Raw genomic sequence first — 14,007 nt, 5'->3', positions numbered from 1 at the left:
CATGATCAAATTCCATAAAAAGAAAGGTTTAGCACTATCATTAATGGCCTTAGCCAGTTTCTACGCTTTTGCTGAGTATAAAACTGATAAAGCACCTATAAAGAGTAATCCAACAAGTGAGGTTTATGTAAGTGGCTCGAGTACTTTGCCAATTGAACAACTCGTTGAAGAAAAAATGAGTGTAACCACATACAAAATAATTAAAATCATGGAAGACACTAACCTTTATGCCGCCTTCACAAACAAAGGGACATTCATTGTTGATAGCGATGTTAACTTTGCAATTAAGGGGAAAATGATTGATCTGTCCAATGGCGATAACATCCTTGGTCGTATATTCGGCGCACATAAGGATGAGATACAGTCAATAATCACCAAAGAGAAGGCAATAGTTGCTTTCACAGATAGCAGTCATAAAGCTTCAGTCAAATTGAGCGACACCAAGCCCAAGCCTCAACCAATTCCAGCTGAACCTTCTGAACATAACACCAACTTAAACAGCTCTCATGAAGAAAAGATAAACGAGATTTTACGTAAATCTCCAGGAGTTCAGGCGTTAATCAAAAGAAAGTTGGCCATGGAAGCGAAACAAGAACAGCTTGAGCATCAAGAAAGTTCTGATTCTAGCAAACAACAACCCGTAACTCAGTCATCTATTCCAAGCGTAAGCTCCGAAAAAACATCTAACACAATCATGGATGAATTAAAGAACATCGAGCCTCATATGCGTCAAAAGTTAGGACCTACATACGCTCCGATGCTTCTTCCAGCAATAGATGATGATAGCTTTATTGTTTATGAAAATGATGCAGATGTCCCTTATAAGGGAACTTTGACAGTTGCTACCGATTTTAGTTGTCCAGTATGTAAACAGCTACATACTCTAATTCCTTCTTTAAATGCTGAGGGTGTAAAGGTACGTTACATGCCTTATCCTAGAAAACGGATTATTGATTACCCATTCGAGAATAACTTTACAGTCGATCAGTATATATATCGTACTCACCAAGAGCCCCTTAATAGCTTTGGTGAGTTAGTGCTTAATGGATACTGCTCTGATGATAATAAAGCCGCATACAATGAACTCTTTTCTACTAAGAGCTTAAGAAACTTTCCAAGTAACATTTCGAAGAGTTGTGAAACTAAAATGAGGGAATTCAAGATTTTGGGCGATTTAATGTTCGCAGGTGGAACTCCCTACCTAGTTTGGGGAGACGAAGACACTCCAGCAAGTGAAAGGGGTTATATTCGCGGAGTTATGAGAAGTGATAGAACAATTTTCGATCTACTAAAACGAAAGGAAAGTTAGTAACTAGATAATAACTTTAGAGATCATCCCAAACCCTGAAACTTTATTTGGCCCATCTTGGGCCAAATTTTTATTCAATATAATAAAAGTCTAATCTATGGGAGTTACTACTATTGCATCCGCATCGTCAGACTCATGATTACCGTCATATGGCACTAGAGTAATTAGAGAGGCAGATTCTAACTTGTTACCAACGCTTGCTGTAACAGGTAGGCACATATGAAGTTGACGATTCTCACTCTTTGTCATGTTATGAACCCCTCTGCGAGATCGTTCAGAAACAATCACCTCCGTTTCGACTTCATAATGCAATTGCAATTCGTGACTACTTGATAAAGAGAGTGGTGTTGGTTCTACTTTGAACCCGGTAAACTCAATTTTCTTTACAGCATCCCAAACTTCACCTAGTGGCCAACCTAAATAGTGGTTGTGTTTTGAATCAATAGAATAAGCAATCATAGAAGACATACTCCTTGAAAGTCCTATTCTACCTTCCGACACTTCTTTAATTTCTAGGCTGAAGATAGAGTATAGCTCTATGTCTGCTCGCCCACTAACTGCAGCAATCCAGGCTGCATTTCCCTCATAGTCACCCATTTGACACCATTGTTTTTAATTGATGAATGTCTTATATTATACAACTATTACCCCCCGCGCAACGAGGCAAACATGAGGTTAGAAGATAGCCTACAAGACCATGTTTTTGATTCAATTAGTAGGTCATTAGGTCTAACTATCAATGAAAAGCAACACCTTCAATTTGCAGTTAACTGGAACACGAATGAGTTGATGCTTTCGTCTTACATGGCTGCTAATGCTCTTAACGGAACATCTACGTTTGACTGCCAGCTGCCTATTGTTTCTATTGATGAAGATGGGGATATAACATCGCTCGAACTCCCCCATGAAATTGATTGGAGCAAGCCAAAGCAACAGTCCCTTCTATCCATAATAGAGATGCACGGTATTCGTCTTGATAAAAGCGAACCTAGTGAAAACTTTAAGACATGGCTAAGGGTTGCACAGCTGAATGAACTACATAGTGTTATTAAGCGATCTGTTGAACACCATCGTAGCAGCAATTCACCGAATGCCCATCAGATTCCGTTGTTATTAGATAGAACAGACTATCTCTTCGAACCTTCGTCAGGTTTGGCCGTACCTAACACGCAATCAATGCTAAGTAATCGTGTTGAAAACCAGATAATCAACCAGACAACCTACAAGCACAATCTAATTCCAGATAACGAAATAGTGGTTAACCCAGCATTAGACATTTCTATTGGGGTGGAAAGATGAAGAAATTCTTTACAATTGGGGTGGCTATAGTTGCATTCATTCCGTACACAAGCCATGCATTCTTAGCTTGGACGATTGTAGATCCAGCCAAAACAGGTCAAAAAGCTAGTCAAACAGCCACTGATGGTATGACAGCAGCTGAAAGAGCGCTGACTAAGTCTCAAGAAATGGCAAACGAGATCAATAACGCGATTAAATCATTCCAAAACGACGACAACCTCAAAGCTTTCCATACAGCTACTGTATCAGGTAGTCACTCTGAAACGCACAATTTGCTAATGCAATCAAAGATGGAAGTTACACCAGGCCTTTGTGAATTTGTTGAGAGGGCGTATGTAGCTAATTTTGATGAACAAGGCTGTCTATTCTTTGATGATGATGGCCTAACTAGTTCACTAGTAATTGAGGGGGAGAAGGTACTTCCTGGAAAACTAGCCGAAGAAACCTTTGATAACCTTAAGTCCAGCATATCTCATAGAGCTCCTATTGGCGCACCTAACCTTCACGAAGAATACACAATCCTTCTAAATGACACCTTTGGGCAAGCAGTATTGAGTGAGTTATCGCACGAAGACCGTTTAGCTATGGATCAGTTAGTTGGTCTATTAACAACTCAAAATCAATCTACGATCCCTCACCCAAAAGACATGAAAGGTTCTGACGATGAACTCAGATTAACTAGAAAACTGAATAGATACCTTCGAAGTGACTTAGCGATTGCCACTATGAAATCGAGTTATATAAAACGCTCCCAATTGAGCGATATGAACTCTATTCAGTCAGATATATGGCAAGGCAGAACGGAAGAGCTTAGCGATATGAAATCCTTAGGAATGCCTGTAGAGACAGTTAATGGGCTGTCTCCTAGGCCGACCAGCGAAAGTGTTGCTCGGATGGATGCAATTCAATCAGCACGATTAGCAAGATACCTTTTGGCCTACTACGAATCACTACTTACAAGAGAAGCCAACCTTGCTCTTAAGACTCAAATTTTAGCGGAGTTAGCAGAAAATGGACTATAACAAACACTCAATAACAGACCTTATTAACAGCATCCCGCTAGAGTCTATTAGGCTTGAAACACCTGACTTTGAATTCGCAAGCCAAGGACAGAGCTTAAGCACCTCTTCTGTAGCTCCCAATTTACCAGAAACTATCAACTTCACTCCAATATCAGAAATAACACCTGACACACCAATAAAACGGTATTCATTTTCACCTACCGTTAACATTGAAAGTACTGGTATCGATGCTGGTGGTATTACAAATGTAGCTGCGAGCTTAAAAAATTCAGCTATTGAGCACTCCGTAGGAAAAGGATCACCTTCAACTGAAGAGCATGTATTGAAGCATACTGAACCTGCTGAGGAAAAGCATATAAAAACAAAAGAAGAACCCCCAGAACAAAAAACTGCATCCCCAGACCAACCAGCAACTATTGAACGTAATGTTGAGAATGAAAACGTTCCTAAACAGGATGAAGAGAAACCAAATAATAGAAAAAAAACTACCCCACCAAGTAAGGAAAACGGAAGGGAGCAGGATAGTGTACAAAATAAAGAAAACAAGAAGGTCGACCAGTACAACCAAAACATAAATACAAATAGGAACTCTTATGGCCTATTTAACCTCAACCATAACGGCTCCAAAGCTCAAGGTGGGCCTTCTTTCTTAACAAACTCCTACAACAAATTAAAAGGAGAACAGCCAGGGTTGAAACAAATCAACAGTGTCATTGATAGGTCAAGAGATCTTCAACAGTCCTACCTGGACCTAAAAGGACTGATTGCAGAAGGAGCACCAGCTTCAACACTTAAAAAAGCTGAGAAAAACTTCGAGAAGATAGCTAGTGACCTAAATAAAAGTGTTTCAAAAGTTCAAAAGGGATTGGACAACCTTGGTCCTAATGCGATTGACCAACTAGGCAAAGCCGTAGGCCAAGACAAGCTATCCCAATGTAAAAAATCACTTGAAACTGCAACTAAATTACTTTCTGGAGAAAACGTTCAGGAAGTAGGTATGCAGACTAGCAAGATTGTCCAGAAAGCTGCGGAAAACATGCACAAAACTGTTGAAAACATTACAAATACAATTAACACAACCATCAACATGCTTGGGTTAGGAAGAGGTTAACGATGAGCAATTTTATTGAGTTAATGGAAAGTGAAAACGTACCAACAAACTTTAAATTTCTTCTAGGATTCCATCAAGAGACCAGCAAGCTTTCGCACTTCGGAATCGCAAAGCACATTGGTTTACTAGATCAATACATTGAAGATAGCGTTGACTTAGGTTTGCTTAACAATATGACGCTTGAAGAACTATGCATTCAGTTTCCTCACCTAAATATGAGTAAAGAAAAGTTATCTATCTTGAAATCAGGAGTACCTTACTTCAATGGCTTGTATCAACTAGAAATAAACAAAGAAGCCTACAAGTATAAGGACCTCTATGACTATTGCACTGATGGTAAATCAATTGTTCTGAACCTAAACAATAAACCCATAATATTTTTGCCTAGCGAAAATGATTACTATCAACTACAGCTCGATATTAGTAGCAAAAACCACTCTAACGAAATCGTTTTTTGGCTTGATTGCGCTGGCTTATTACCTACAACAGCCACCGAATCATCGGCTCCCGGTACAGGGATCGCCATACAAGAACAAGTCATGGCAAATAACTACTATATAGCCATAGCACCTGAAAGTGAGATTGTTCGTAACCTTTCTAGGATAGACTCCAGTGTATTCTCGAAAGTTAATGAAAAGCTATATGAAGACCAATTACCACATCAGGCCGAAGGGTGTATTGAATTTCTTTCTTTTGCGGAAAAGCACCTGATACACAAGATCCACTTCAATATTATAGATAGCTCTATCAATAGAGTCGTCTGTCTAAATCAAATGGTTACTGAATCTTTTGATTGGACTTCTCTAGGTATGTATCAGGGGTTAAAGCTATTTTTGCAAGAATCCGGCATACCTACCAAAGCTTTAAATGAAACCCCGTATTCAGGTTTCACGGTTATAGAAATGCTTACATCAGAACATACTGATGAAAGCTTTGAATGCGGCATTAAAATAAACTCAATCCCTATCCCTGGCGGCTATACCCTAATTTTGGACATGATGTACACATCTGAGTTTGAGATAGAGACAAATCAGACAAGCACTCCTGAAATTCAAGAGGGAATTGTTCAGTTAAGCTTCGGGAGTATTAAACAAGATCCACTTGGTGGAATGATCAATAGCGTACGAGAGCATTTGAATGAAGAAAATGGAGATACATTTCTAGCGTATGAAGATTCATTTCCTATCTACTTAACAGATCTTGTTCACACAAACCTCTCAGGTGATATCAATAGTTTACTCTCACAGTACGCTTCTTCAGGTATGCAGTTCCTAATAATTGGAGAAATCTCTAGCGAATTCATTGCCAATACTGCACTGATTGCAGCACAAAATGGCTTTATGGTGTTCGGATGGGTTTATTCGGCCACAGAGTCAGGCGCACTAAAAAAATTCACGTATAAACAATCTATTTATAGACAAAGCGAACCTCATGCACTTGGGCAACTCGTTAGACCTATCCAAATTGAACATGAAACTAGCGAGTAGGGGGAACTATGAATCACAATACACCTAGTAACATTGTAGAAAGACTAGAAGCAAGTCTCCGAGGCACGGTCTATGCCACTAAAAAAGACCGTAACAAAACTATTTTGAGAGATTATGGACATCCATTCGGACGCTCCAAGAACTCAATGGGTGCTAGTTTAAAGCTTTCCGATTACGTGAATGGAAAGTCAAAAAGTCTCAATGAAACTTATTCGAGGGAATTTGCAGAAGTTCATTGGGCTAAAGCCGCTGCATTGGCCATCCATCTAACATCTGGATTTGAAGTCTATTCAAAAAATGGTATTTCTGAATTCTTTGAAGAGCGTAAAAAGCTCGGAAAAATTGCAAGTGAGCTCAGGGCTACCGGAGACGATGTATATAAAAATCCTGAGTATGTGGCCGCTAAAAACAAAGCATATGAAGCATGGCAACGTAGGTTTAGTCCAGAACACAACTCAGCATCAATCTTAGATAAAACTCACAAAGCTCAAGATTCACTTTTAAGTGAGTTCTCTAGCCAAGCAGTTAAACTTGGGTACATAGATCATTCTTCACTTTTTAGATTAGAGAAGCTAGTTAGAGAAAACATAAAGTCTCTAAATAACGGGGTTCATGAAAATGAACTAGCTAATCCTGCTCAAATGTATCAACACAAAGCTGAACTTTATGAGCTAATGTTGAGCGAAACGTATCAAGCAGACACTAAATCACTGCAGCTTCTTGGTAAAAATATGTTTCAAGAGCACTTAAGTGAGATACAAAGTTACGCAGATAGTCAAAAGTACACAAGCTCTAGTGGTAAGCGCGTTGATTTTGACATTGACCTAAACTCATACGCTGACTCTCCAACTATTGGTGAAAATGGTGCAAAAGTCGGAGGTATCGCTAAGGAATTCCACCACAAAGGCGGTAAAAAGTCAGAATGGTCGGTTGCAGCTGGGATTAGGGTTTTTTACAACGACAAAAATCCGAGTGACATAACGCCAACGGTCTCACTTGCCGTCGGTATTTCGCTTATAGGTCGAGACTCTACATTTATCAGTTTTAAACCTGACTTCAAAGGCTGGTGCGAACGTCTACCTTGTGCCCCTTTGGGTAACGAGGCAAACCTAACAGCTGAGCAAGCTCGTCTTGCTCACGAAACTCGTCAAAAAGAACTAGCGGATAAAATAGCTGCCTCCGCAAAAGAAGCAGAGCTTAAGCATCAACAGAAGATGCAAGAGATAGCTGAAGCTAACGCTAAACGTGAGATCGAGGTTAAAACCTTAATTGATGCCAATTTCGAAAAACCAGAACTCACTAAAGATTCCGTAAAAGGCACTTATATCCAAAAAAAACATTTGGAGGCCTTACTAAACTATCCAGAACTCCATGGTCTGATGAGACTAACATCTTTATACGACCAACCAGCGGTTAGCATTCAAATGGGCCCTAATGTGGAGGAGACTAGAGGGTTACAGTTCTTAGCCCATAATGGCTCTCCCTGGAACAAAGAAAATCCCACTAACAAAATGTTTGAAGTCATGAATGACGACATGAAAAACAATTTTGTTCAACTCGGCAATATTACACCTAAGACAACGATCATAACGAGTGAAGGCTTTGCTAATGGAGGGTCTTTGTTTATCGCCGCTAAGGAACGTGGTTTAGATGTTGCTGTTGTTTGTGCGATGTTTGCTAATAATATCTCTCACGCAATAAAGCGGTACAGCCAGGACTACCCTAACAACCCCCTATTAAACGCCTCAGATAATGACTGTTTTTTAAAAGCCCCTACGAGTGAACACTCGATTAGAGCTCTTAATTTGAATACAGGCGCGAAGGTCGCTCTTCAAGCTTACGACGAATTTGGGGTAAAAAGCTTTAGCGTTGATTGGGAAAAGTTAGATGTACTTCCAGAAGCCACTGCAATTAAGGCTACAGACTACAATAATTTATTCGATATTTTTGAATATGATAAAGCTATAGAAGTTATGGGAGACCAGTTAGAGCTGGTAATAAGCAACAATACTACACCATCAAAAGAGTATGTCGCTCCCAGGAAATTTCTGGATGCAGAAAGAGATAAATTCACTGATATCTTTGATGCATATGGCATCGATGGGACCCTACTAACCACTAGCTTTCCCGTTGGAATGCAATTCGAAACTCCAAAAGCAGTATCCGTAGAACAAGAGCGAATAGATCACCGAGTCTCTGAGCTACCTGTTCAAGAAGCTAACGTAGCTCCTAATGAACATAATATAGAACGAATAGTGTCATATTCGCTACAACGTCACATCGACGGAGATTGGCAAACTATTGAGAAAGCAGACACCGCTAAAGAAATTTTAATAAACCTAGAAATTGAAAAGGGACACGCAGTTCAGATAGCTTATGAGAAGTTTTCTCAAGCTGAAAAAAACCTTGATAGTGCTTACACCAAAGCTCTCGAATATGTTGGTTCAACATACAGATGCTTTGACGAGGAATCAAAAGTACCTTTTACTTCCGCAGATACATACAACGATATTAGGGATATTCAATTGGCCCATGATGTCGTTTTGCTTGTTGAGAATGAAACGGGAACATTTGCTAGACCAATAAGAGTTTCTGAAGATGGTGAGCTTGTTATCGGAGGTAGCAAAGGGCTGAAACAACCGAGATACAACAGCAGAGCAGACCTTGCACAAGACATCAACGCTGTAGTCGAATCAATATATTTTAGTAACAATAATTATCAGTGGCTTACTGATCAAAACTTTGTATTACGAGATATTGATGCAGATGGTAAGCCAGACAGAACTACTTCAAGGACATTTGAGGAAGAATTCGGCCTCAGCGTATCGGAAGTAATGTCTACATTAGTGGACCCAAGGTCGATACAAGCAAAGCTCGAAAACTCAAATCAGACAATCAAAATAAATTGTACGACGACAAACGAACTTGAACCAGTAACTGAATTAGAAATTGACAGTAATGAAGTTGCTTATGAGCTTGACAGAATCAGCTCTCAACCAAACATTATTGATATCGATACATCTGCTTTTTCTAGTGCAGATCAAAACTTCTATATCGAACCCGCTGAGCGGCAGTCAAAACCTTACACAGTTAAATCATTTGCACCTAATGGAGCTGTAAACGGTAACTATGAGTTCGATTCATTGGCTCTTGCAGAGAATAAAATTGACGCATTGAATGGCACTAAATTCACCATACCTACAACCGTTTACTATATTTCAAAGCATGGTGAAACGCCTATATCAACAACAATCGACCCTGTGGATTTACCGCTATTGCAGCCAAAAGCACCACTGCAAGAGGAACCTGGTCAACTTTCTCGAGAACTAGAAACCTGCTTAGTACAAATTGATTCAACAGATTGGGGGACGTACGAACTCCCAATATCAAATGATACCCCGATAATGTTGAACCAAGAGGGTAGCTGGGTTAATGCATCAACTGGAGAGCCGACAAAGACTCTTAGCTTAATTGAGCTATACAACATCGAAAACGCCCATACAGAAGGTTTAGATAACGATAATGAATTAACCTTAGATAGTACCAACTTCGCAGAGCTTGCTGCCGATGGTGGCTTCGATATTGATTTCAGAGAACAATATACAGGCTTGGACCATGATCTTATTGAAACCACACATGAAATAGAACCCATTGTCGATGATTTCAACTTTGATATTGACACATTAGCTAACCTTGACATGAATGAACTGGAACCTGAAATAGAGGGAGCCCAGTTAGAACAGCTCAAAGAAAATATAGTTGATGCTATTGACCTAGAAACAGACAACGAGCCTGTAAACCACGAGCAAGAACTGACTAACCCTGACGCTTGGTCCGATGAACTCACTCACGGCAATCATAACCTGGAAGAGAGCATTGAGGTTGAGGCAGAAACGGATAGCCCAGAATTACTCGATAATGCAGATGACTGGTTGGATGAATTATCTGAACTTGACGCCCCATCGTTTAAACCCTCAACAATCGACCCATTAGAGAGCGATATGCCTGATTTTTCAGGTATGGAAGACGTTGAATGGGGTCTTGATGATTTCGGCATAGATGAGGAAGAGCAAACCATTAGTGTTGCTGGCTCAGAACATGTTGAAAACCAGGGCACAATAGATTTGTTTGAGTTAGCTGACCAAGAAGTGGAAGTCCAATCCGTATCTAACGAACAGCCATCATCTGTAAGTCAAGCAGAAAGACACAGTATAGATACGACAATCAATGACGTAAGTATTGAATTGGGTCAAGTTGACCCCAAGTCCGATGGACTGGATCTTAAGCATCAGAAAACTACAGGGGTAGGCGAGCGTTCCTTGGCTGAGCAATCTATGGAGAAGATTGATAGAACGACAGATGTGCTTGTCAACTCTACAACAAGACCACCAAACAGCGATGAACAAGTAATAAAAACTAATACTGGGGCAAAATCATTAAGTCAGCTAGTGTTAGATGAACTAAATGCTACAAGTATTAACTTTAGTGACCAGTTCACACCAAAAGATACTTTTGTTGGAATTTCAAGCTTTACGACGGTAGGTGCCTGGGCCGATAGTTCGAAATATTGGAAATCAACAACCACTGTAGAAGCCTCTACTTTGAATGTTAGAAGTGAAATCGATTTACCTTTAGTAGACGTAGAAGCTCCAGATGTTAATGTGCCAACAACAGAACAATTAACGTCTATATTCGATAAATCTAAGCAGAAAGCTTGGAATGAACAACGAGCCGCAAACTCAATCCAGGCGCAAGTCGAAATGTTTGAGGAAATTGCGCTTTCTGAGAACCAAAACTTTAATGCGAACCTAGATGTTGCACCAGACCTTGATGGTACTTCCTCTTCCTATAACCCTAATAGTGAACAGACATCCTCAGATGCGATACCGTCAAAAGACACAACAAGCCCTGACATAGAAAATACAGCTCCTGCAAACGAGATAAAGGATGAATCCAGAAATGGACAACACCAAAGTGAGATAGAAAAGGAACTTTTAAAAGTACTTCAGTCACTCAAATCCTCAGATAAGGAGAGTGTGGCCCATCTTACTGGACTACTTACAAACATAGCTGAGAGTGCAGCCAAAAATGCCATAGACGTCCATGACGTTAAAAGTAGAATTGAGACACCACATAAAGTAGAAGTGACTAACCAATCAGAGGAGCCTATCCAGGTTGTAACCAAAACATTCTCGGAGACAACAAAGGTCAATATTAATGACTTCGACTTCGATGATAATCCTGATGTAAAAGCTTATGTGAAACTTGCTAATGAACTTGTAGGCGACAAAGGACAGTCAGCTATACAAAAGAAAGCAGCCTTCCTATACGCATCAAAGACATCTCCAGAATCAGATACCAAAGAGCTAACTCAAAAAGCACTTGAAGTATTGGTATCAATAAAAAAACCTGAAGACAACTTAGCTAAACAAGAATATGCATCTAAAGCTAGTGAAATAGGCAATTGGTTGGCGACTGAAGCTAGAGTGGGGATGATGATCGAATCTACACGCAATGAGCAAGGCTACGTGACGAAATTTTCTGCTCTTGATAAAAAGCTACACGCAAAGGTACATGAATATCTTACCACGCCTTCAAGCCCAATTAAGGGCGCTAATGACCCTATATACTTTAGTCGAATTTGTCTAAAGGACGCTATTGAAAAACGTCAAATACCTGAGGATACGCTTAGGCAAGCTCTTTTCGGCATATGGAATAGCCCTGTGGGTAATACAGGTGAACTATCTAAATACTACAACAAAGTTGCTACCAGACTGCACGAAACTGGAGTAAGGAAGGTAGTTAACGATCTTAAAGAGAAAGGTATTATTGAGAATGACCCTAGTAGTAGACAAAATCTACTGTATGAAGACCCACTAGATGGGACACAAAAGTCCTTAAAGATTTCAAGTTTAAAATCTGCAGCAGCTGGTTTGGTAGCAGAACGTGAAATACAAGCTGCAAAAGAAATGCCTCGAACAGCGAAGAAGAATCAACGTGAGCCATACAGCTACTTCGTAGCTAAAGCATTTGAGAATCTAACTGAAATTAGTACTCCTTTAAAAACGGAGATTGATTTAGATAAGCCATGGAGAGCAACATTGCGAAGAGGTGATGGTTCGCGTTCTGATATGAACTCCAAAGAGCAAGAAACTATGGAGATTACAAGATAACAATGATTTCTTATCTGTTCCTGGTAATTACTGGTAGTCTCATTGCAAAGATCACTTATGTCATAGCTGGATTACTGCCACAAATTGAAGAAGATGAGATCAGAAATGATCTCATCACCTATTATCCTGAATACTCTTTAGAACCAAGTAACCGTGAAGGACGGTTTGACTTCACTAGCTTATGCAAAAGTGTTGGATACTGGGTACCTTTCTCCTGCATTGCTGGTGGCCTGAAGGGAAACAACCAAACTTATAAAGAGGTATTTGTATTAGAAATTACCGTAGCCGCTTCAACGGTGACTCTATACCAAATAGCAACTTCATTTGAGCAGTTTCTTTTAATGCTCATTTTCTTTTGCCTAACAGCAATGGCGTTTTTGGTTGACCTAGCGAGTCAATTTCTACCAGAAAAACTAACAAATTTCATTTTATGGTCTGGTTTGGTTCTGGCTTGTACAGAGTATGGCTATCTATCTTCCGAAGAATCGCTTAGCGGTGCTTTATTAGGGTATGGGCTTCTTTACCTTTTCAATACTATGCATAAAGTGCTTTACAAAAATATTGGAATGGCAAATGGTGATTTAAGGCTGGGGGCTGGTATAGGGGCTTGGGCTGGCGTAGAGATAACAATGCTCACAATACTCTTTATGTTTGTGTTCATCGTCATAACATACATAAGAGGAACGAGAGGGCAGTATCCACTGGGGCCATATATAGTGATAAGCTCTTACATAGCATTCATAGTCAACAATCCCAGTTTTTTAACTATTAATTTTTAAATTAAAGCAGCTATCGTAGCTGCTTTATTTTCTAATATGAATAGTAATATGGGCCCTACCAAACCACTACCTCATGTTACTTTCATCCAACCCATATTCTGTCTCCGCTAAATCGAGTAGCAGATTTAAAAACTCATCATTCGTTGAAGACTTAGCTACTCTCTTACATAAGGAATCAAACCTTTTTTTGGTAAGCTTAGACAGTGCCATTGTGGTTGTTGAAGTTTTATCACGAGATTTCGCAGCATGAAACAAACCGACGAACTTATCTACTCTAGACTCTGGAAAGAAAACCAATAATTGCATGAAAGTAGACCGAATCTTCTGTACATCCGTTTCATCAATTTTATTAAGCTGAGATTGAATTGCTTTAGATGTTGTACGAAAACCATCCGGGTCATTGCAGTGGTTAAGTGCCAAAAAATTATCGTTAGCATCCAGAATCCACTTTAAAAACTGGTAGTTATTTGGCCCACGTATGTTAACTTTTTTGCTTAATGAATTAGACATGAGTATCGGCCTTTTTATACAGCGTGAAAAACACGGTCGTCCATAACCAAGCTAAAACGTAAAATCCCTCGCCGGGAGGAGCTGTAAGCAAACATCCAATAGATACAATTACCACTGCAACCTCAACGGCCTTTAAGAGGGTAGGAGATAGTACTCCACCTTTGAACTTATGAATGATGCATAGCAAACCAAGTACAAATGCCGACGTCATAAAGACTAAGACTGCATTTCCTTCAACAACTGATGACACCAAACTTACGGTAGCAAATAGGGCAAGTAACATCATAAATTTGTTAAAAATCTTTAGCATTTGTACT

General features: G+C 39.7%; 10 protein-coding genes. 7 read left to right on the top strand and 3 right to left on the bottom strand.

Annotated features, from left to right (window positions below; all coding sequences use genetic code 11):
- The first annotated feature begins 1 nt into the window (after position 1).
- Positions 2 to 1,309, top strand: coding sequence for a hypothetical protein (locus R7044_RS19500; RefSeq protein WP_025634150.1), 1,308 nt, complete (start codon positions 2 to 4; stop codon positions 1,307 to 1,309).
- A gap of 90 nt (positions 1,310 to 1,399) precedes the next feature.
- Here R7044_RS19500 and R7044_RS19495 read toward each other — a convergent pair whose 3' ends face one another.
- The gene (locus R7044_RS19495) at positions 1,400 to 1,906 is read right to left on the bottom strand and encodes a hypothetical protein (RefSeq protein WP_025634152.1); all 507 of its coding nucleotides are present in this window, start codon (positions 1,904 to 1,906) and stop codon (positions 1,400 to 1,402) included.
- A gap of 72 nt (positions 1,907 to 1,978) precedes the next feature.
- Between R7044_RS19495 and R7044_RS19490 the strand changes: the two genes are divergently transcribed.
- From R7044_RS19490 to R7044_RS19465, 6 genes are read left to right on the top strand one after another with little or no spacing between them, the layout of a single operon-like run.
- Positions 1,979 to 2,608 (top strand): hypothetical protein, encoded by a 630-nt coding sequence (locus R7044_RS19490; RefSeq protein ID WP_025634154.1) that lies wholly within the window; start codon positions 1,979 to 1,981, stop codon positions 2,606 to 2,608.
- Complete coding sequence (locus R7044_RS19485) at positions 2,605 to 3,630, top strand: hypothetical protein (protein WP_025634155.1); 1,026 nt, start codon at positions 2,605 to 2,607, stop codon at positions 3,628 to 3,630. The genes R7044_RS19490 and R7044_RS19485 overlap by 4 nt, the downstream gene beginning before the upstream one ends.
- The gene (locus R7044_RS19480; protein WP_025634156.1) at positions 3,620 to 4,741 is read left to right on the top strand and encodes a hypothetical protein; all 1,122 of its coding nucleotides are present in this window, start codon (positions 3,620 to 3,622) and stop codon (positions 4,739 to 4,741) included. The genes R7044_RS19485 and R7044_RS19480 overlap by 11 nt, the downstream gene beginning before the upstream one ends.
- Before the next feature lie 2 nt (positions 4,742 to 4,743).
- Positions 4,744 to 6,228 carry a hypothetical protein gene (locus R7044_RS19475; RefSeq protein ID WP_025634158.1) on the top strand — a complete coding sequence of 495 codons (1,485 nt, stop codon included), beginning with the start codon at positions 4,744 to 4,746 and terminating at the stop codon, positions 6,226 to 6,228.
- Between the two features lie 8 nt (positions 6,229 to 6,236).
- Positions 6,237 to 12,401 (top strand): hypothetical protein, encoded by a 6,165-nt coding sequence (locus tag R7044_RS19470; RefSeq protein WP_077202327.1) that lies wholly within the window; start codon positions 6,237 to 6,239, stop codon positions 12,399 to 12,401.
- Positions 12,402 to 12,403: 2 nt separating this feature from the next.
- A complete protein-coding gene (locus tag R7044_RS19465; RefSeq protein WP_025634161.1) occupies positions 12,404 to 13,180 on the top strand; it encodes a prepilin peptidase in 777 nt (258 codons plus the stop codon).
- 66 nt (positions 13,181 to 13,246) lie between these two features.
- On the opposite strand, the gene R7044_RS19460 is transcribed toward R7044_RS19465, so the two are convergent.
- Together R7044_RS19460 and R7044_RS19455 are read right to left on the bottom strand one after the other, a co-directional pair.
- A complete protein-coding gene (locus tag R7044_RS19460; RefSeq protein WP_025634162.1) occupies positions 13,247 to 13,690 on the bottom strand; it encodes a hypothetical protein in 444 nt (147 codons plus the stop codon).
- The gene (locus R7044_RS19455) at positions 13,683 to 14,000 is read right to left on the bottom strand and encodes a hypothetical protein (RefSeq protein ID WP_025634163.1); all 318 of its coding nucleotides are present in this window, start codon (positions 13,998 to 14,000) and stop codon (positions 13,683 to 13,685) included. Before R7044_RS19455 ends, R7044_RS19460 begins: the two co-directional genes overlap by 8 nt.
- Positions 14,001 to 14,007 lie beyond the last annotated feature (7 nt).

The organism is Vibrio sp. 1402 (assembly GCF_033340275.1).
This window is presented reverse-complemented; position numbering and strand designations above follow the sequence as displayed.